The sequence below is a fragment of the Nocardia vinacea genome (genome assembly GCF_035920345.1).
GTDB classification, from domain to species: Bacteria; Actinomycetota; Actinomycetes; order Mycobacteriales; family Mycobacteriaceae; genus Nocardia; species Nocardia vinacea_A.
Genome location: NZ_CP109149.1, coordinates 9,683,094 through 9,702,941, shown reverse-complemented (window position 1 = coordinate 9,702,941; position 19,848 = coordinate 9,683,094). Strand labels below are relative to the sequence as shown.

The window sequence follows — 19,848 nt, the reverse complement described above, 5'->3', positions numbered from 1 at the left end:
CGAACGGCACACGGCTGCGGCGTTCGCGAGACTGCCGCAGTCACATGCCGCGCATCCACCCGTGGATATCGGCGAAGGTGCCGCGCTGGATGCCGGTGAGGGTGTCACGCAGCGCCATGGTGACCTCGCCCGGTTCACCACCGCCGACGGCGAACTCACCATCGGCGGAGCGAACCCAGCCGACCGGCGTGATCACGGCGGCGGTTCCGCAGGCGAAAACCTCGGTGATCTCACCGGATTCGGCGCCCTTGCGCCACTCCTCCACCGAAACCTTGCGCTCCTCAACCACATAGCCCGAATCGGCGGCGAGGGTGAGCAGCGAATCACGGGTGATACCGGGCAACAGCGATCCGGACAGTTCCGGGGTGACCAGCCGCGCCTCGGAACCGGAGCCGAAGACGAAGAACAGGTTGTTGGTACCCATCTCCTCGACATAGCGACGCTCACAGGCATCGAGCCAGACGACCTGATCGCAGCCCTTCTCGGAGGCCTGTGCCTGGGCGAGCAGCGAGGCCGCGTAGTTGCCGGCGACCTTCGCCTCACCGGTACCGCCCGGTGCCGCCCGTACGTATTCGGTCGACAGCCAGACCCGCACCGGCTTCACACCGCGCGGGAAGTACGCGCCCGCAGGCGATCCCAGCAGCAGGTATTTGTAGGCGGAGGCGGGCTTCACGCCGAGCCCGGCCTCGGTCGCGAACATGAACGGCCGCAGGTACAGCGACTCCTCACCACCGGCCGCGGGCACCCAGCCGCTGTCGACCTCGAGCAGTTGACGCACGGATTCGATGAATAGTTCCTCGGGCAGTTCCGCCATCGCCATCCGGCGCGCGGACTTGCGGAAGCGCGTCGCATTCGCGTCGATGCGGAAGCAGGAGATGCTGCCGTCGTTCTGCCGATAGGCCTTCAGACCCTCGAAGATGGCCTGGCCGTAGTGGAACACCATCGTCGCCGGATCCATCGCCAACGGCCCGTACGGCTCGACCCTGGCATTGCCCCAGCCTTCGCCCTCGGTGTAGTCGATGGAGACCATGTGGTCGGTGAAGAAGCGTCCGAAGCCCGGTGCCGCCAGAATCTCCTGTACCCGCTGCGCCGGGGTTGGCGCGGGATGCGGAACATGGGTGAACTGTGCGGCAACGGTCATGAGGCAGATCCTATCGGTCGCGGTTTTGCCGCGGTGCGAGTGTCGGCGCGCCGCGAATGTGCCCGCGTCACCTGCCGACATCCGCAGTACACAGCGAGACGCCGACTATTTGGTCTTCGTGTCGACGAACGGCGGACGCACGACCTCGCAGCGCAGGCGGCGGCCGCGCACGTCGACCTCGACCTCCGCGCCGGGTTCGAGGACCGCCGCAGTATCGAGCAGGGCGAGGGCGATACCGATCTGCAGCGACGGCGAGAAGGTGCCGGAGGTGGTTTCGCCGACGGGCGCACCGTCACGCAGCACGGCCTGTCCCTGGCGCAGTACACCTCGATCAAGCGCCTTCAGCCCCAACAGGATTCGGCGCGGACCGGTCGACTTCTCCTGCTCGAGTGCGGCTTTACCCCAGAACTCGGCCTTCTTCCAGCCGATCGCCCACCCGCAGCGCGCCTGCACGGGCGAAATCTCCAGCGACAGTTCATGTCCGTGCAGCGGATAACCCATTTCGGTGCGCAACGTATCGCGGGCGCCGAGCCCGGCGGGCTGCCCATCGTGCGCGCGGACCTGCTCGACGAGCGCGCGGAACAGCGGCTCGGCATCGGCCCACCGCGGCAACAGTTCGTAGCCGTGTTCGCCGGTGTATCCGGTGCGGCAGACCCGAATCCGGCGGCCGTCCCATTCGGCGTCGGCATAGGCCATGTACTCCATATCGGTCGGTAGCCCGAGCGCGTTGAGCACCTCCGTCGAGCGCGGTCCCTGCACTGCGAACACCCCGTACTCGCGGTGCTCGTCGGTCACCGTGATGCCCTCCGGCGCGACCTTCTGTAGTTCCGCGACCACCGCCGCCGTATTGGCGGCATTGGGCACCAGGAAGATCTCGTCATCGCCGACGTAATAGGCGATCAGATCGTCGATCACACCGCCGTCGGGCGCACAGCACAGCGTGTACTGCGCCTTGCCCGGCTGGATCCGACCGAGGTCGTTGGTGAGCGCCGAGTTCACGAAATCCGCCGCGCCCGCGCCGCGGATAGTGGCCTTGCCGAGGTGACTCACATCGAACAGGCCAACGGTCGTGCGAACTGCCTGATGTTCGCCGACCGTCCCCGCGTACGACACCGGCATTTCCCATCCGCCGAACGGCGCGAACTTCGCCCCGAGCTCGACGTGGACAGCATGGATCGGGCCTTGCAGCAGGTTCGCATCGGTCACCGGCCGAGCTTAGCCCGGTGGTGGCGTCGCGATGCGCCACCCGGAGCGGACCGAATAGCCTGTTGCCATGACCGCTGTTGCAGATCGCTCGCTCGGACCGGACCTGGACCTGGTCGACACCATCAGCGCCGACACCGACGTGTTGGTGATCGGCCTGGTGTCCGGTGACGACGGCCCGACGATCGCCACACTGGAGGACGAATTCGTCGACCACATCCTCGCCCCGGATGTCCGCGCTGCGCTGCAGGAACAGCTGCGCGCCGTCGGTGCGAAGGGTAAGGCCGAGGAGCTCACCCGGATTCCCGCCCCCACCGGCCTCGATGTGAAGAGCGTGCTCGCCGTCGGACTCGGCGCCGCGGACAAGATCGATGCCGAACAGATCCGCCGCTCGGCCGGTGTCGCCGGACGTGCGCTGACCGGTGTCGGCCTGGCCGTGACCACGCTGTCGGGTCTCGAAGGCGGCATCGGCCCGACCGCTGAAGGGTTCTTCCTCGGCGCGTACACCTTCACCGCGTTCAAATCCGAGAGTGCCGACGGCAAGCCGGAGGAGCAGCCGGTGCACAAGGTCGAACTCCTGGTCGGCGACCCGAGCGTGTCCTACCGCAAGGGCTTCAACCACGATTGGGTGATCGCCGAATCCATCGCCACCGCACGCGATTTCGTCAACACTCCGCCGAGTCACCTGTACCCGGCCGAATTCGCCACCCGTGCAAAGGCTTTGGCCGAGGCGGCGGGTCTGCAGGTCGAGGTGCTCGACGAGCAGGCGCTGGCCGACGGCGGCTACGGCGGCGTGCTCGGCGTCGGCAAGGGCTCCTCGCGCCAGCCGCGCCTGGTGCGCCTGACCTACAACGGCGGCGCCAAGAAGGTCGCGCTCATCGGCAAGGGCATCACCTTCGACACCGGCGGCATTTCCATCAAGCCCGCAGCGAATATGGAAAATATGACCTCCGATATGGCGGGCGCCGCCGCGGTCATCGCCGCGACCGTCGCCGCCGCCAAGCTGGAGTTACCGGTCACCGTGATCGCGACCGTGCCGATGGCCGAGAACATGCCGTCGGCCACCGCGCAACGCCCCGGCGATGTGCTCACCCAGTACGGCGGTAAGACCGTCGAGGTACTGAACACCGATGCCGAGGGCCGCCTGATCCTGGCCGACGCGATCGTGCGCGCGGGCGAGGACGATCCGGAGTACCTCATCGACGTCGCCACCCTCACCGGCGCGCAGATGGTCGCGCTCGGCACCCGCACCCCCGGTGTGATGGGCACCGACGATTTCCGCGACCGCGTCGCGCGGCTGTCGCGGCTGGCCGGTGAAAACGGCTGGGCCATGCCACTGCCCACCGAACTGCGGGCCGATCTGAACTCCAAGGTCGCCGATCTGGCGAATGTCGCATCGCACCGCTGGGGCGGCATGCTCTCGGCCGCGATTTTCCTCAAGGAGTTCGTCCCGGAGGGTGTGCAGTGGGCGCACCTGGACGTCGCGGGTCCGGCCTACAACACCGGCGGCCCGTTCGGCTACATCGGCAAGGGCGGCACCGGGGTTCCGGTCCGCACCCTGGTCTCGGTGATCGAGGACATCGCGCACGAGGACGCGGCGGAGTAACCGAATGCCGGTGCGGCGTCCGGGATTCCCCGGCGTCGCACCACGGCCCGCGAACAAATTGAACGAAAAGAACAGCCCTACAAGTCGTCCAATTCGCGTTCCAGCGCCCGTTGGCGCTCGATCCGCTTGCGGGCGTCATAGTCGCGCATCCGTTGCGGATAACCGGTCTTGTGGACGTCGTAAACGGGAATCCGCAAATCTCCGGCTAGCCGTCGCGCACCGCGCTCGCCGACCACCCGACGGGTCCATTCACCGTCGGCCGCGACCAACACGACAGTGACATCCGTCACGGTCGTCTTCGGCTCCACGTAGCCCTCCACCCCGGTATGGGTGCGTACCCACTCGGCGAGATAGCGCGCATCGTCGCCGCTACCCGAACCCCCACGTAAAGCGCTGCCACCCCGGGCCGCGCCGCCTCGGAAACGATCCAGCAAACCCAACGACGCCGACCTCCTTCCACCGGTTATCGAGTGCTCGGCACCGGTCATTCCATCTTGCCAGCACCGTGTAGTTCGCTGCCCTGTGCTACACGTCTCGCGGACGAGTGCAAGGATGGATCGCGGTACAAGAACCACACAGATCTCCGGTGCCACGCACAATGATCGGTGGCTTTCGGACACCCATCGCGACCCGCGGTGGGTGTTCGCAGTGAGATCAACTGTTGTAGAACCCGTCGAGCAGTCAGAGGAGTCAACGGACATGGCCTTCTCCGTCCAGATGCCGGCTCTTGGTGAGAGCGTCACCGAGGGAACGGTGACCAGGTGGCTGAAGCAGGAAGGAGACACGGTCGAGGTCGACGAGCCACTGCTCGAGGTCTCCACCGATAAGGTCGACACCGAGATCCCGTCGCCGGCGGCGGGTGTGTTGTCGAAGATCGTCGCCGCCGAGGATGACGTCGTCGAGGTCGGCGGTGAGCTCGGTGTGATCAGCGAAGCCGGCGAAGCGCCCGCGCCCGCCGCCGCACCCGCACCTGAAGCCGCGCCTGCACCCGCCCCGGCCCCAGCACCGGAACCGGCCCCAGCGCCGGCTGCCGCCGCTGCGGCCCCAGCACCCGCGGCTCCCGCCGCACCCGCCCCCGCCGCCGCGTCGGGCACCCCGGTCAAGATGCCGGAACTCGGCGAGTCGGTTACCGAGGGCACCGTCACCCGCTGGCTCAAGCAGGTCGGTGACCAGGTCGCCGTCGACGAGCCGCTACTCGAGGTCTCCACCGATAAGGTCGACACCGAGATCCCCTCGCCCGTCGCGGGCACCCTGCTGGAAATCTCCGCGCAGGAAGACGATGTCGTCGCCGTCGGTGGACAGCTCGGCGTGATCGGCAGCGGCGCCCCCGCGGCCGCCGCACCGGCACCCGCCGCCCCCGCACCGTCACCCGCCGCCCCCGCACCGGCACCTGCACCTGCAGCCCCGGCACCCGCCCCTGCTCCGGCACCCGCGGCCGCCGCTCCGGCACCTGCCCCTGCCCCTGCCCCCAAGCCTGCTCCGGCTCCGGCCGCCACGGCTCCGGCTCCGGACACCTCCGGCAACGGCGCGACCCCGTACGTCACCCCCCTGGTCCGCAAGCTGGCCGAGGAGAACGGCGTCAACCTCGCCACCATCACCGGCTCCGGTGTCGGCGGACGCATCCGCAAGCAGGATGTGCTCGCCGCCGTCGAGGCCAAGCAGACACCGGCTCCGGCCGCAGCCGCCCCCGCGGCAGCCGCACCGGCCGCGAAGGCGCCCGCCGCCGCGGTCCCGTCGCAGCTGGCGCACCTGCGCGGCACCGTGCAGAAGGCGAGCCGCATCCGCCAGATCACCGCGACCAAGACCCGGGAATCGCTGCAGACCACCGCGCAGCTGACCCAGGTGCACGAGGCGGATGTCACCAAGATCGCGGCGCTGCGCAGCCAGACCAAGGCCGCGTTCAAGGACCGCGAGGGCGTCAACCTGACGTTCCTGCCGTTCTTCGCCAAGGCGGTGGTCGAGGCGCTCGGGGTGCACCCGAATGTGAATGCCAGCTACGACGAGGCCACCAAGGAGATCACCTACCACGCCTCGGTGCACCTCGGCATCGCCGTCGACACCGAGCAGGGGCTGCTGTCCCCGGTGATCCACAACGCCAGCGACCTGTCGCTGGCCGGACTGGCCCGCGCCATCGCCGATATCGCCAACCGCGCCCGCACCGGTGGCCTCAAGCCGGACGAGCTGGCCGGTGGCACCTTCACCATCACCAATATCGGCAGCCAGGGCGCGCTGTTCGATACTCCGATCCTGGTTCCGCCGCAGGCGGGCATGCTCGGCACGGGTGCCATCGTCAAGCGTCCGGTGGTGGTCACCGATGAGACCGGCAACGAGTCCATCGGCGTTCGGTCCATGTGCTACCTGCCGCTCACCTACGATCACCGCCTCATCGACGGCGCCGACGCCGGTCGCTTCCTGACCACGATCCGGCACCGGCTCGAGGAAGCGGCGTTCGAGGCGGACCTCGGTCTGTAGTCGGAAAGGGTCGTCTGTCGCGTATGAAGGTGGTGATCGCCGGTTCGTCCGGGCTGATCGGGACGGCACTCGTCGCGGCGTTGCGCCGCGAGGGGCATGAAGTCGCCAGATTGGTACGCCGCTCCCCCAACGCGCCGGACGAATACCGCTGGGATCCCGCTCGCGCCGATCTGGACGAGCGGGCCCTGCGGGGTGCCGACGCGCTGGTCAACCTCTGCGGGGCGAGCATCGGCAGGCGGCGCTGGAACGGCAGCTACAAACAGGAGCTGCGTGACAGTCGGCTGACCCCGACCGATGTCCTGGCCAATGCGGTCGCCGCCGCTGGAGTGCCGGTGCTGGTGAATGCCAGCGGCGTGCACTACTACGGCGGCGCCACCGGCAACCGGGTGGTCGACGAAACCACCCCCGCGGGAACGGGTTTCCTTGCCACCCTCTGCCGGGACTGGGAGGCCGCGACCAAACCCGCCGTCGATGCGGGTGTGCGCACGGTGTTGCTGCGCAGTGCCGTGGTGCTGTCCCATCACGGCGGCATGCTCGGCATGCTGCAGCCGCTGTATTCGCTCGGACTCGGTGGCCGACTCGGCAATGGACGGCAGTACACGCCGTGGGTCTCGATGGCCGACGAGATCGGCGCGATCATCTTCGCGCTTACCCACGACAGCATTGCCGGGCCGATCAATTCGGTTGGTCCGGCACCGGTCACCAATGCCGAATTCAATCGGGCACTGGGGCGTGTGCTGCACCGGCCGACCCCATTCGTGGTGCCCGCGTTCGCATTACGCGCGCTGATCGGCGAATTCGCCGAAGAGGCGATCCTGAACGGGCCGCGCGCGATTCCGACGGCGCTGGAAGAGGCGGGTTATCCGTTCCAGCACCAGACGATCGGTGCCGCGCTCGCGGCTGCCTTGGGCCATGATGACGACCGATGACGCTGGACCCGAGCCCGGCAGTGTGTCGACCGCGCGTCGACATTCACCGGCAGCACATTGGTCCAGGCATCGGAGCCAATTGCCAAGCGTCCCCATGGAGTAGATCGATGACTGAGCTAGACACCCGAGGTGCCACCGTCATCCGCGACGCGCATGAGGGCGATCTGCCCGAGATCCTCGTCATCCACAATGCGAATATCGCCACCTCTACCGCCATCTGGGATCACGAACAGGTCGATCTCGACGATCGACGCGCCTGGTTCCGTGGGCGCACCGCCGCCGGGCTACCCATTCTGGTCGCCGATATCGGCGGCGAGGTCGCCGGTTACGCCAGCTACGGCCCGTGGCGGACCCGATCGGGTTACCGCTTCACCGTGGAGAATTCGGTCTACGTCGCCGACCGTTTCCACCGCCGCGGTATTGCCAGCGCCCTGCTCACCGCGCTGATCGAGCGCGCCCGCGAAGCGGGCACCGTGCACGCCATGGTCGCCGCGATCGAATCCAGCAATACCGGTTCGATCGCGCTGCACGAGCGATTCGATTTCTGCACCGTCGGGGAGTTGCCGGAAGTGGGCCGCAAATTCGGTCGCTGGATGGATCTGACGCTGATGCAACTGACCCTGCCGGTCGAGGGCGACTAGCGACTCTCGGATCCGCTGAACTAAACCCGGCTACCCTGTGGCATCCGCCACACCGTACTGGTTCATTCGGCGCTGACTCTGGGCGTACCGTCAAGGGCGTGAACGACACGCGTACCACGTGGTCCGCCCGATTCGATACGACCCCGATCGTGGTCGAGGATCTCGGACTCATCGATTACCACAGCGCATGGGAAATGCAGCGGTCGATCGCCGCGCAGCGGGCCGCCGGGGAGGGCTCCGACCATCTGCTCCTGCTCGAGCACCCGTCGGTCTACACCGCTGGTCGCCGCACCGAGGCCGAGGATCTGCCGATCGATGGAAGCCCGGTGGTGCAGGTCGATCGCGGCGGCAAGATCACCTGGCACGGGCCGGGCCAGCTGGTCGGCTACCCGATCGTGCGGCTGGCCGAGCCGGTGGATGTCGTGCACTACGTCCGCAGGCTGGAAGAAGCGCTGATCACCGTCTGCACCGGGCTGGGCCTGAATTGCGGGCGGGTCGAAGGCCGTTCCGGTGTCTGGCTGGCCGCGACCGAGCTCTACTCCGAGCGCAAGGTCGCCCAGATCGGCGTGCGGGTACAGCAGGGCGTCGCACTGCACGGCATCTCGCTCAACTGCAATTCCGCGCTCGACGGCTTCCAGGCGATCGTCCCCTGCGGCATCCGCGACGCCGGTGTCACCACGCTGACGCGCGAACTCGGTCGCGAAGTCACGGTGGCCGAAGTCAAGCCGCTCGTCGCCGCTGCGATCACCCGCGCGCTCAATGGCGAACTCTCGGTGACCGCACACGACATCGTCCGCGCCGCACCGGCCGCCGAGCCTGCGAAAGCCGAATGAGTCGGCTGCTATCGCGTTGCCCGGGACAGTGATGGACTGCATCCGACGGCGGCGCACGGCAGGCGTAAGGTCGATCGAGTGACCTCAGCTTCAGCACCGGCAGGACGCAAACTGCTACGCATCGAGGCGCGCAACGCGGAGACCCCGATCGAGCGCAAGCCTCAATGGATTCGGACCCGAGCCAAGATGGGCCCCGAGTACACCGAACTCAAGGGCCTGGTGAAACGCGAAGGCCTGCACACGGTGTGCGAGGAGGCGGGTTGTCCCAACATCTTCGAATGCTGGGAAGACCGTGAGGCCACCTTCCTCATCGGCGGCGAACAGTGCACCCGCCGCTGCGACTTCTGCCAGATCGACACCGGCAAACCGGCCGCACTCGACCGCGACGAGCCGCGCCGGGTCGCCGAAAGTGTCCAGGCGATGGGCCTGCGCTACTCCACCATCACCGGCGTCGCGCGTGACGATCTCGAGGACGGCGGGGCCTGGCTCTACGCCGAAACCGTCCGCGCCATCAAGGCTTTGAACCCGAACACCGGCGTCGAACTGCTCATCCCGGACTTCAACGCGGTCCCCGAGCAGCTGGCCGAGGTCTTCTCCGCCCGCCCGGAGGTGCTCGCACACAACCTGGAGACGGTGCCCCGCATCTTCAAGCGGATCCGCCCGGCATTCCGCTACGAGCGCTCCCTCGCCGTGCTGACTGCCGCCCGCGAGGACGGCCTGGTCACCAAGTCGAACCTGATCCTCGGCATGGGCGAAACCCCCGAGGAAGTCACCCAGGCCATGCGCGACCTGCACGAGGCCGGCTGCGACATCCTCACCATCACCCAGTACCTGCGGCCCTCCCCGCGCCACCATCCGGTGGACCGCTGGGTCAAGCCGGAGGAATTCGTCGAGCACTCCCGCATGGCTGAGGAAATCGGCTTCGCCGGTGTCATGGCCGGGCCACTGGTCCGCTCCTCCTACCGCGCGGGACGGTTGTACGCCCAGGCAATGGCCCACCACGGCCGCGAAATCTCCCCTGCCATGGCGCATCTCGCTCGAGAGGGCACCGCCTCCCAGGAGGCCAGCTCCGTCCTGTCCCGCTTCGGCAGCTGACTGCCGCCGCGGCGATCGAACCAGGCGGCCGACGCTGCTGGGTTCGATCGCCAGTGGCTGCAATGATCTCGATGGAACGCGGAGCGCCGCGACTGGATTCGCAGCCTCGGGAAACCATAGCGAACTGCGCGTCAGCGAGATCCGGCTTCTCGTGGGCGTATACAACCGCCGACTCGGATTTCACTGCCGCACTTGACCTTATCCAAGAGTTGCGAGGATACGGTGCGAGTCACGTTGTTGCCGAGTGCGCCGGCTGGACGACACCGAGTTGCTGCATCATCCCGAGGGTGTCCCAACATGACCAGCTTTCGACGATCTTGCCGTCCTGGAAGCGATTGATTGTGATTCCCTGAACGACCGCTGATTTGCCTGTCGGGGACATGCCCATCATCTCACCGTCGTTGGTGCCTGTCCCCGTCCATCGGGTAGTGACGAAATCGCCTTCGGCGATCTGTTCGTTGACCAAGAACCGTTGATCCGAAAACGCGGCGAGATACATTTGCACGAACTTTTTGAACCCGTCGGGACCATGGACATCGGCGAACGGGTTCTGTGGATCGTGGTTGATCCAGTCAGCCGCAATCACCTCGTCGAATACATCGAGGTCTCGCATGTTCCATGCGTCGAGGATGCGCTTGGCGGTGGCCTTGTTCTGCTCTGACATGGCGCTTCCTTTCGATCGATAGTGCCGAAACTGGCGGCGGCCATAGTCGCTACAGGCAGCATTCGCGGTGCCCGGCATTGAGTGTGGTGGAGCGCGGCCGCGATGCCAGCAGCGGATCCAGGCGCCGCGACCCAGTATGTGGACGCTTTCATCACGACGGATGCCCGTCCGTATGCGGTCGGCGGATATCCAGCTACCCGCCGACCACAAACCCTGAAGCCGGTGTATCGCAATCATTGTGCGCCTCTTTCGTGCGCGAGGTAAGGGGACAACGGAGACTGCTGCGAGCCTGTGCCGCACTCGCGGCACGTCTACCTGGGTTTTGATAGTTCAACGAGTTGAGTTGGGTCGACCGCGAGGAGGCCTCGGACAGGACCACCGCGGTGACGTCGGCGCAGGTTGGCGCAGGTTGGCGCATGGATCGAATAAAGCGAGCAGATATAGCTAATATTTAGTTAACCTACGTTCCAGGTGGGCGACTTTCCGGCAGGCGGAACAATCCGGCGGACCATCCCCACCCTTCCACGACAATGCATTCATGCATCTTCAGCTCATCAGGCGCGGTAGGTGAGGGCACTGGGTACACGAAGTGAGGACCAGCTGATGACCCCACGAGCCCTCCACCATGTCGCGATCGCGGTGCGCGACCTCGAAGAGGCCGCGGAGTTCTACACAGGAAAACTTGGGCTGACCCGGCGCACCGACCGGCCGAGCAGTCTCCCGCCCGGAATCTGGCTCGACCTCGGCGGGCAGCAGGTGCACCTGCTGCCCGCCGAGCCACCCGAGGCGCGCGGCCAGCATCTCGCGATCCTCGTCGACGAGCTCGATGCGACGATCGTGAAGCTGCGAGCGGACGGCATCGAGGTCACTGATCCGATACTGATCGGCACCTCGCGTCAGTCGTTCCTCGTCGATCCTTCGGGAAACCAACTCGAACTGCACGAAACCGGCCGATGACGACGATCGGCGGAACGCGCACGGCATACGAGTAGGCAAGGCCCACTACTGCCGCTCGGGTTGGCCTGAACAAGGTTCCGCCCCCTTTTGGGCGCGGGTGCGGAATCGGTAGCAGGAACCGTTGTCGATCAACACTTTTCGGGTGATGATGCCGTTGTCGGTGAACCAGGCGTCGGCGGACCCAGAACGCGGCGACGGTGTCTGTGCGTTCGTCGTCGAGCAGTTCGGTGCAGGCGAGTCGGGAGTGATCCGATGGCCGCCGAAACGGCACTCTGCTGCGCCCGGCGCCTCGGACACGAGGTAGGTGCGTAGCACACCCGACCTGAACCCCACGTGCACGCCACCTCACGCGCACTTGAACACATCGGATCGCCCGATCCGTGCACGCGATGCGACCACTGGTGGGAAGCTCGAAGGACCGTAGGTGTCGACCGAGAAAGCGAGACACATGGTCGAGAAAGCGAGTGCGTCCGCAGGGACCAACGGTAAGGCTGTGGCGGCGCAGCGGCCGGAGGACATCCGGAATGTAGTGCTGGTCGGGCACAGTGGGTCGGGTAAGACCACGTTGGTGGAGGCGTTGGCGCTCACGGCGGGCGCGGTGAACCGCGCGGGCCGGGTGGAGGACGGAACGTCGCTATCGGATTACGACGAGATCGAACACCGCCAGCACCGATCGGTGCAGCTGTCGGTGGTGCCGATGGTGTGGCAGGGGATCAAGATCAATCTGCTGGATACTCCCGGATACGCCGATTTCGTCGGTGAGTTGCGCGCGGGTCTGCGGGCGGCGGATGCGGCCCTGTTCGTCATCTCGGCGGCCGAGGGCGCCGAGGCCGTGAGCGGCGCGACCCGCGCGCTGTGGGAGGAGTGCGCGGCGGTCGGGATGCCGCGGGCCATCGTGATCACCCACCTCGATACCGCACGCGCCGAATTCGACGAGATGACCGAGACCTGTCGACAGGTACTCGGCGGCGGTTCCTCGGAAAACATTCTGCCGCTGCATCTTCCGGTGTACGGGCCGAAGAGTCCGGACGGTCATCGCCCGGTGACCGGACTGGTCGAGCTGCTGCCGCACTGCGTCGCGGACTACTCCTCCGGTGAGGAGGTCCAGTGCGAACCGTCCGCCGATCAACTGCCGCTGCTCGAGGAGGCGCGCAACCGGCTGATCGAGGGCATCATCGCCGAGAGCGAAGACGAAACCCTGATGGAGCGCTATCTCGGCGGTGAGGAGATCGAGCTGGCGGCGCTGGTCGAGGACCTCGAACGCGCGGTCGCCCGGGGCAGCTTCCATCCCGTCCTGTTCGGCGCGCCGGCCCCGGAAGGAGCCAAACAAGGCCTCGGCACGATCGAACTGCTGGAGCTGATCACCGGCGGATTTCCTACCCCATCGGAACATGCGGTCTCGGCGGTCACCACCTCCGACGGCGCAGCGCCGACCACCTTGCGCTGCGATCCGGATGGCGCATTGGCTGCCGAAGTGATCCGCACCGCCTCTGATCCGTATGTCGGCCGTGTCTCGCTGGTCCGCGTATTCTCCGGCACCCTGCGACCCGATGACACCGTGCATGTCTGTGGTCACGGGCTGGAGGACCGCGGCCACGAAAGCCACGATGTGGACGAGCGCATCGGCGCCATCACCGCACCGTTCGGCAAGCAGCAGCGCCCACTCGGCCAGGCTATCGCCGGTGATATCGCCTATGTCACCAAACTGAGCCACGCGGAAACCGGCGATACCCTGTCCGGCACCGCCGCACCGCTGCTGATCGAACCATGGCAGATGCCGGATCCCCTGCTGCCCATCGCCATTCAGGCACGCAGTAAGGCGGACGATGACAAGCTCTCCAGCGGCCTGGCCCGGCTGGCGGCCGAGGATCCCGCGATCCGGCTGGAACAGAATCCCGATACCCACCAGATCGTGCTGTGGTGTCTGGGTGAGGCACACCGCGATGTCGCGCTGGAGCGGTTGCGCACCAGATTCGGCGTGCAGGTCGACGTGACCGATCACAAGGTCGCGCTGCGGGAAACGTTCGCGGGCAAGGCAACCGGCAAGGGCAGACACGTCAAACAGTCGGGCGGGCACGGACAGTACGCGGTCTGCGAGATCGAAGTGGAACCGCTGCCGGGTGGATCGGGTATCGAATTCGTCGACCGGGTGGTGGGCGGAGTCGTACCGCGGCAGTTCATTCCGTCAGTGGAGAAGGGAGTGCGCGCCCAGGCGCTGCGCGGAGTGGCGGCCGGGTACCCGCTGGTCGATCTGCGCGTGACACTTTTCGATGGCAAAGCGCATTCGGTCGATTCCTCCGATTCCGCATTCCAGACAGCGGGTGCGCTCGCGTTGCGCGAGGCCGCGGCCGCCGCCGGTATCGACCTGCTCGAACCGATCGCCGACGTATGGGTGGTGGTAACCGACGATTACGTCGGTCCGGTACTCAGCGATCTGTCCGGACGCCGCGGACGCGTCCTCGGCACTGAACCGCACGGCACCGGCCGCACCCGCATCCACGCCGAGGTGCCCGAGCTCGAACTCACCCGCTACGCAATAGATCTGCGCTCCATCTCACATGGCGCGGGTGATTTCACGCGCTCGTATGTCCGGCACGAACCGATGCCGAATGCATTGGCGGGTACGGTCCGCGAGCAGGCCAAGAAGTCGGGCTGATACCCAGATGTTTCGCTAGCGTCGAAGGAGCCGGGTGAGCAGTCCAGAGCGTTTCGTTGTCGACACCGAGCATTTCGGCAAGATCGTGATCACGCGGGCCGACGAAAGAGTAGTCACCACACCGGTATTCGACGATGGCACCGTGGTGACCATCGAGCGCATCGGTCCGCGCACTCGTCAGCGCGTGCCCATCGGTACGCGAAATACCAAGCGGCTGCGGGCATCGATCAATGATCGCCCCATCAGGTTGACGGTCGGGCGCGGGCATTTCTACTATCGGTGGACCTATCGCGCGGTCGCCGAGGTCGATGGCAAAATATTGCGGCTGATGCCGACGAATCTGCACTCCAGCACATTGATGCTTGGGCAAAAACACCAGGGCGATCATGTACTGGGCGAATTCATGTTGACGGGGACGCACCAGATCGAGGTCGTCTGGGCATTGCCATTCACCTCACGCGGCCCCGATGCAACTGTTCGCCAGCCCACCCTGGAGGACGCGCTTGTCGCATACACCTTGGTCACGGCATTCGGCACCGGCGGCGTGTCACTATGGGACCTGGTGGAAATGGTGCTCCCGATCTGAATTTCGGCTGCCACACCGAGCGTTGATCGGTTGTGTGACGGCTCGCGTGTCCTCCGCAGGGTGTACTCCGTCGCTCGTCTCATGACACCCTTCCGAGCGATTCAGACAAAGTTGACTTTCTGATGTACCGCGGGTCGGTGTCCGGCAATATGGGCCGACTTGTCGACTGGCGGAGGAGGGTTCCGCTGAGCCGAACACGGTTCGGGCCCAGCCCTCGGAAGGGGATGGGCCCGAACCGTTCTCGCTAGCTCACCAGGTTCTTCCGAAGTTGTACGAGGGTGCCGCCGTCGAGGCCCAAGCCCTGCGTCAGGAACTTCCCGAAATCGCCATAGGCCTGTTCCATCGCGGCGATCGCGGTATCCAAGTACTCTTCACGAACTTCTTGCAACGGAATGAGCAGATCAGGATTCTGCATCAGCCCCGCTTGCTTCACCTGCTCGCGCAACTTGGCATCCGCCGCGGCCCGATATTGATTCGACAGCAGATAATCCTGCCGCGCAGTCTGTTCCGGCACTCCGACGGCCCGCAACACCACATACGTCAGCCAACCGGTGCGATCCTTACCCGACGTGCAGTGGTACAACGTCGCCCTGTCGGTCGCCGCGAGATCCCGAATCGTCTGCCCGAACTTCGCCCGCGAATCATCGGTGAAGAAGCTCCGATACACATTCGCCATGATCTCCTCGGCCTTCCCGTTCCCGAGCAGTTCCTCCTGCTTCTGCGGGTCCCGGGACTGAATGGCCGCCAACATCTGCTGGAACAACCCGGTGTCATCGATCGGCCGCGCCACCTTCTGCACCCCCACAGGCACCTTGTCGGCACCGGCGAACTGCACCTCCGCGGGCGTTCGCAGATCGATCACGGCTTTGAGGTTCAGGGTTCCGAGCTTCTGCACATCGGAGTCGGTCAGCTTCTCCAGCGAATCCGCCCGAATAGCCTTCCCCGCCTTGACCTTCGCCCCGTCATACGTCCGATACCCCCCGATATCCCGAACATTGACCGCCCCCTGCAAATCAATCTTCCCGCCGACCGCCGCAACACTCGGCTCAGCCATCGCCGAAGGCTGCACCCCCGTCGCAGTCAACGCCAACGCCGCCGCAGCGGCACCTATAAGTGAAACAAGTGAAATCCTCATGGCGCGGGACAGTAGAACCCACCTCACCCCTCGTGCGTCACTTCCCACTGATCCCGCCGCGGTTGCCCCACTCACCGGTATTCCCGTGCCGCTCAATGGGATTCAGACTGTTACTTCAGCGCCAAAGCGCCGAGCTCGCCAGCGAAACCCGAGATCGGTTGCGGCAGTGCCGAACCAGTATATGCCTACTCGAAATTGCCCGCGCGGTCAACTGATTGCAACCACGGGCTACGACCCGAGGTTTTCCGACGTCGCAGCCTCCCCCAACGCTCGATCGAACTGCTCGCGCGCCATCCGTCGTTCCTCGACGGGAATGGGACCGTTGCGCCGCTCGTAGTCGGCCAGGTACTCATCGAGCGGCGTACCGAACTCCGCCGCGCATCGGACGGAAAAGCCGACACATCAGTGAAAGCCGGGCACGTTCGGCGTCGCCGAAACTCCTCTACAACTCGATCTTCCGATACGACGATCAGCTGCTCGTCAATCAGTACGTGTGCGGGACGTACGACTTGATTGCCGTCAGGAACGCGGCCGTATCGGCGAGGCTGGAAAGGACCGCATCCGCCCCGGCGTCGGCGAGTACCTCGGCACTGTCACTGCCAGAAGCAACAGCGACAACTTTGGCTCCGCCATCAAGACCAGCGCGTACATCGTTCGGCGTATCACCAATCAGCACAGTGTTTTCGCGAGCAAACGACGCGCCGTACTTCCGAGCCGCGCGACGTTGGGCAACGCTGACCAAGTTAGCGCGTACGTGATCATCTGAACCAAATGCCCCGATGTCCCAATCCAAAGGCGAACCGGCCAAGCCGAAGGCGTCGAGCTTCGTGAACCCGTTGGGCCGAATGTTGCCGGTCAGCACAGACTGAACCAAACCATCCACATGAGCGAGGGCGTCCAATGCTTCCCGCGCACCAGGCAGAACATGACCGCGCTCACTGAGATCGGCCTTGCGCGCAAGCAGCGACTGCTCCGATGCGTGGAAGATGAGGTCGACATCCTCGGGCAGCGAGATGCCGTGGCGTGCCGCCAGATCACGCATGATCAGCGCGTCGGTACTTCCACCGTTCGCGGCCGATGCTCGACACCCGTTCCGGTCAATAGTTCGAACGCACCGGCATAGGCATCCTTCGACACTCCGCCGTTAGCGATCAGCGTGTTGTCCACATCCCACAGAACAAGCGCTTAAACAGGAAAGATATCTTCTAAATGTTCTTGCTCCGGCTGATTCGTCTGGTAGCCAGCGGTAAGCTGTTATTGACGCCTTCTGCGGTACCAGATGACGTCTTGTTCGCGGTCGATGCTGTAGCTGTCGGCCAGTCTGAATGCGCGTTCCTATCGGGACGCATCATGTACTCCACCAAGTAGTGAATCGCGTGTCGCAAAGTCGATTCGCACGTAATGCACTCGCAGCCCCGGTCCGGTAGCTCGGCAGCGCGGCCTACTACGCGGACGTTATGAAGCTCGTTGTAAGGGAGCAAAATGTCTAGCAAGATCATCAAAACCCTGGCCGCGACTGTTTTTGCCGCACCCCTGCTCGTCCTCGCGGCGCCCGCAGCCACTGCCGATTCGACTGCTGCGGCGCCTCCGTCGTCCTCCACCGCTCCGATCGACGGATCATTCGGATCAGCTACGTGGTGTATCCCCCTCGGCAGTGTCGTCTGGTGCATCTGAGTGAGCGTCTGAAAACTCCGGTGTCGGGTGTGTGACGCTCGAGATTTGAGTGAACTCCTAGTAGAGCAGTGATTGCTGAGATCGATTGCTGTACCAGGGAGTTCGTTTGCCATCATCGCGTATTGCCGTGTGTTCGTCGTGCCCGACTGGTGGATCGCGTGGGCGATGCTGCCCTCGGAGTTCCCTCCGGTCAAGACCGTCTACGACATCTACCGGCACTGTGTCAGCTCTCGTTATCCGCGAGACGCTGACGTTTTCGTGGAACGGCGAAAGTGAACGAGGGATTGGCATCAGCCACCAACATGGAAAGCGATACGGTGGAGTCCTCGGGCACTTTCGTCATGCAGTATCGCCCGCCGAGGCCACGTCGCCGATGTGGGCCATCTACGACGCGATGCCTGCGCACATGCGCATCGCGATCCTGCTTGGCGCGCTCTCCGGCCTGCGCGTCGCCGAAGTGTCCGGCCTACGGCCAGACGAAGATATCGATTCATGCACGGCATCGTGCAGAGGAATTCACGTTTCAAGACCTGCGTCACTACCTCGCGTCGATGCTCATCGCGAGCGGCACGAACATCAAAGTCGTGCAAGCGCGGATGCGGCACGCCAACGCGAAGACCACGCTCGACACCTACGCCATCTGTGGCCGGATACAGACGAGTCCACCCGCCAGGCAATCGCCGAACGGGTGGACTCGAATTCTGCTGTTGCGTACCGACAGCCCGAATCAGGCGTAAACGCCCTGGTCAGGCTTACACGTCGAAGTAGAGCTCGAACTCATACGGGTGCGGACGCAGGTTCACCGGCGCGATTTCGTTTTCGCGCTTGAGGCTGATCCAGGTCTCGATGAGGTCGGGGGTGAAGACGTTGCCTTCGGTCAGGTAGTCGTGGTCCTGCTCGAGGCGGTCGATGACCGAGGCCAGGCTGGTGGGGGCCTGCGGGATGCCCTTGGCCTCCTCCGGCGGGAGCTCGTAGAGGTCCTTGTCGACCGGGGCCTTCGGCTCGATCTTCTTCTTGATGCCGTCCAGGCCGGCCATCATCATGGCGGCGAAGGCCAGGTACGGGTTACCCGAGGAGTCGGGCGCGCGGAACTCGATGCGCTTGGCCTTCGGGTTGTTGCCGGTGACCGGGATGCGGACCGCGGCGGAGCGGTTGCGCTGCGAGTACACCAGGTTGATCGGGGCCTCGTAGCCCGGGACCAGGCGGTGGTAGGAGTTCACGGTCGGGTTGGTGAACGCAAGCAGCGACGGGGCGTGGTGCAGGATGCCGCCGATGTAGTGGCGCGCCAGGTCCGACAGGCCCGCGTAGCCGGCCTCGTCGTGGAACAGCGGCTTGCCGTCCTTCCACAGCGACTGGTGCACGTGCATGCCCGAGCCGTTGTCACCGAAGAGCGGCTTCGGCATGAAGGTGACGGTCTTGCCCTCGGCCCACGCGGTGTTCTTCACGATGTACTTGAACAGCTGCAGGTCGTCGGCCGCGCCGAGCAGGGTGCCGAACTTGTAGTTGATCTCGGCCTGACCGGCGGTGCCGACCTCGTGGTGGCCGCGCTCGAGCTCGAAGCCCGCGTTCTGCAGGTTGGTCGAGATCTTGTCGCGCAGGTCGACGTAGTGGTCGTACGGCGCGACCGGGAAGTAACCACCCTTGTTGCGGACCTTGTAGCCGCGGTTGGGGGTGCCGTCCGGGTTGAACTCCGCACCGGTGTTCCAGGAGCCCGAGATCGACTCGATCTCGTAGAAGGCGCCGTTCATGCCCGAGTCGTAGCGGATGGAGTCGAAGATGTAGAACTCGGCCTCGGCACCGAAGTAGGCGGTGTCGGCGATACCGGTCGAGCGCAGGTACTCCTCCGCCTTGCGCGCGACGTTACGCGGGTCGCGGCTGTAGGCCTCCCGGGTGAACGGGTCGTGCACGAAGAAGTTGAGGTTCAGCGTCTTGGCCTGACGGAACGGGTCCAGCCGAGCCGTGCTGAAGTCGGGGAGCAGCAGCATGTCCGACTCGTCGATGGACTGGAAGCCACGGACGGAGGAGCCGTCGAACGCTAGCCCTTCCTCAGCGAGGTCAGCGGTGAAAGCCTTCGCGGGGATCGAGAAGTGCTGCTGCACACCGGGAAGATCACTGAAGCGAATGTCGACGTATTCGACTTCCTCTTCTTTGATGTGCTTGATGACCTCGTCGGCCGTGCTGAACGTCACTTGTTCTCCTTACGGATCGGTTCCCAGCCAGTGTCGATTGCATGGGTTCGTCGCGTCCAGACGCTAT

Annotated in this window: 17 protein-coding genes and 1 pseudogene; 10 read left to right on the top strand and 8 right to left on the bottom strand. The window is 65.3% G+C overall.

All coding sequences use genetic code 11. The features are described from left to right. Positions 1–40: 40 nt before the first annotated feature. Complete coding sequence (locus OIE68_RS44055) at positions 41–1,141, bottom strand: branched-chain amino acid aminotransferase (RefSeq protein WP_327096806.1); 1,101 nt, start codon at positions 1,139–1,141, stop codon at positions 41–43. Between the two features lie 105 nt (positions 1,142–1,246). After that, complete coding sequence (gene gcvT, locus OIE68_RS44050) at positions 1,247–2,347, bottom strand: glycine cleavage system aminomethyltransferase GcvT (RefSeq protein ID WP_327096805.1); 1,101 nt, start codon at positions 2,345–2,347, stop codon at positions 1,247–1,249. Between the two features lie 67 nt (positions 2,348–2,414). Between gcvT and OIE68_RS44045 the strand changes: the two genes are divergently transcribed. After that, positions 2,415–3,950, top strand: coding sequence for a leucyl aminopeptidase (locus OIE68_RS44045; protein WP_327096804.1), 1,536 nt, complete (start codon positions 2,415–2,417; stop codon positions 3,948–3,950). A 77-nt stretch (positions 3,951–4,027) separates the two neighbouring features. Here OIE68_RS44045 and OIE68_RS44040 read toward each other — a convergent pair whose 3' ends face one another. After that, on the bottom strand, positions 4,028–4,390 hold the full coding sequence (locus tag OIE68_RS44040; protein WP_327096803.1) for an oxidoreductase: 363 nt from the start codon (positions 4,388–4,390) through the stop codon (positions 4,028–4,030). Between the two features lie 259 nt (positions 4,391–4,649). Here OIE68_RS44040 and sucB point away from each other — a divergent pair, with 259 nt between their 5' ends. From sucB to lipA, 5 genes are all read left to right on the top strand, one after another. Then, positions 4,650–6,422 (top strand): 2-oxoglutarate dehydrogenase, E2 component, dihydrolipoamide succinyltransferase, encoded by a 1,773-nt coding sequence (gene sucB, locus OIE68_RS44035; protein WP_327096802.1) that lies wholly within the window; start codon positions 4,650–4,652, stop codon positions 6,420–6,422. 23 nt (positions 6,423–6,445) lie between these two features. Further along, entirely contained in the window at positions 6,446–7,351 is a 906-nt protein-coding gene (locus tag OIE68_RS44030) for a TIGR01777 family oxidoreductase (protein ID WP_327096801.1), read from the top strand. A gap of 107 nt (positions 7,352–7,458) precedes the next feature. After that, entirely contained in the window at positions 7,459–7,992 is a 534-nt protein-coding gene (locus OIE68_RS44025; protein WP_327096800.1) for an N-acetyltransferase family protein, read from the top strand. A 98-nt stretch (positions 7,993–8,090) separates the two neighbouring features. Then, on the top strand, positions 8,091–8,825 hold the full coding sequence (gene lipB / locus OIE68_RS44020; protein WP_327096799.1) for a lipoyl(octanoyl) transferase LipB: 735 nt from the start codon (positions 8,091–8,093) through the stop codon (positions 8,823–8,825). 78 nt (positions 8,826–8,903) lie between these two features. Continuing rightward, on the top strand, positions 8,904–9,920 hold the full coding sequence (gene lipA, locus OIE68_RS44015) for a lipoyl synthase (RefSeq protein WP_327096798.1): 1,017 nt from the start codon (positions 8,904–8,906) through the stop codon (positions 9,918–9,920). Positions 9,921–10,149: 229 nt separating this feature from the next. On the opposite strand, the gene OIE68_RS44010 is transcribed toward lipA, so the two are convergent. Then, positions 10,150–10,821 (bottom strand): ester cyclase, encoded by a 672-nt coding sequence (locus OIE68_RS44010; RefSeq protein ID WP_327096797.1) that lies wholly within the window; start codon positions 10,819–10,821, stop codon positions 10,150–10,152. A 366-nt stretch (positions 10,822–11,187) separates the two neighbouring features. Here OIE68_RS44010 and OIE68_RS44005 point away from each other — a divergent pair, with 366 nt between their 5' ends. Next, complete coding sequence (locus tag OIE68_RS44005; protein ID WP_327096796.1) at positions 11,188–11,541, top strand: VOC family protein; 354 nt, start codon at positions 11,188–11,190, stop codon at positions 11,539–11,541. A gap of 105 nt (positions 11,542–11,646) precedes the next feature. Here OIE68_RS44005 and OIE68_RS44000 read toward each other — a convergent pair. After that, positions 11,647–11,788 (bottom strand): annotated as a pseudogene (locus OIE68_RS44000) (IS481 family transposase); the annotation flags it as partial. Between the two features lie 201 nt (positions 11,789–11,989). Here OIE68_RS44000 and OIE68_RS43995 point away from each other — a divergent pair. Both OIE68_RS43995 and OIE68_RS43990 read left to right on the top strand, forming a co-directional pair. After that, positions 11,990–14,197 (top strand): elongation factor G-like protein EF-G2, encoded by a 2,208-nt coding sequence (locus OIE68_RS43995; protein ID WP_327096795.1) that lies wholly within the window; start codon positions 11,990–11,992, stop codon positions 14,195–14,197. A 34-nt stretch (positions 14,198–14,231) separates the two neighbouring features. Beyond that, complete coding sequence (locus tag OIE68_RS43990; RefSeq protein ID WP_327096794.1) at positions 14,232–14,783, top strand: hypothetical protein; 552 nt, start codon at positions 14,232–14,234, stop codon at positions 14,781–14,783. 244 nt (positions 14,784–15,027) lie between these two features. Here OIE68_RS43990 and OIE68_RS43985 read toward each other — a convergent pair whose 3' ends face one another. Both OIE68_RS43985 and OIE68_RS43980 read right to left on the bottom strand, forming a co-directional pair. Then, complete coding sequence (locus tag OIE68_RS43985; protein ID WP_327096793.1) at positions 15,028–15,837, bottom strand: tyrosine-protein phosphatase; 810 nt, start codon at positions 15,835–15,837, stop codon at positions 15,028–15,030. Positions 15,838–16,402: 565 nt separating this feature from the next. Further along, positions 16,403–16,960 carry an HAD hydrolase-like protein gene (locus OIE68_RS43980; RefSeq protein ID WP_327096792.1) on the bottom strand — a complete coding sequence of 186 codons (558 nt, stop codon included), beginning with the start codon at positions 16,958–16,960 and terminating at the stop codon, positions 16,403–16,405. A gap of 1,183 nt (positions 16,961–18,143) precedes the next feature. Between OIE68_RS43980 and OIE68_RS43975 the strand changes: the two genes are divergently transcribed. After that, complete coding sequence (locus OIE68_RS43975) at positions 18,144–18,329, top strand: hypothetical protein (RefSeq protein WP_327096791.1); 186 nt, start codon at positions 18,144–18,146, stop codon at positions 18,327–18,329. A 15-nt stretch (positions 18,330–18,344) separates the two neighbouring features. Here the strand turns inward: OIE68_RS43975 and glnA are convergent, their stop codons facing one another. Then, the gene (glnA, locus tag OIE68_RS43970; RefSeq protein WP_327096790.1) at positions 18,345–19,781 is read right to left on the bottom strand and encodes a type I glutamate--ammonia ligase; all 1,437 of its coding nucleotides are present in this window, start codon (positions 19,779–19,781) and stop codon (positions 18,345–18,347) included. Between the last annotated feature and the right edge of the window lie 67 nt (positions 19,782–19,848).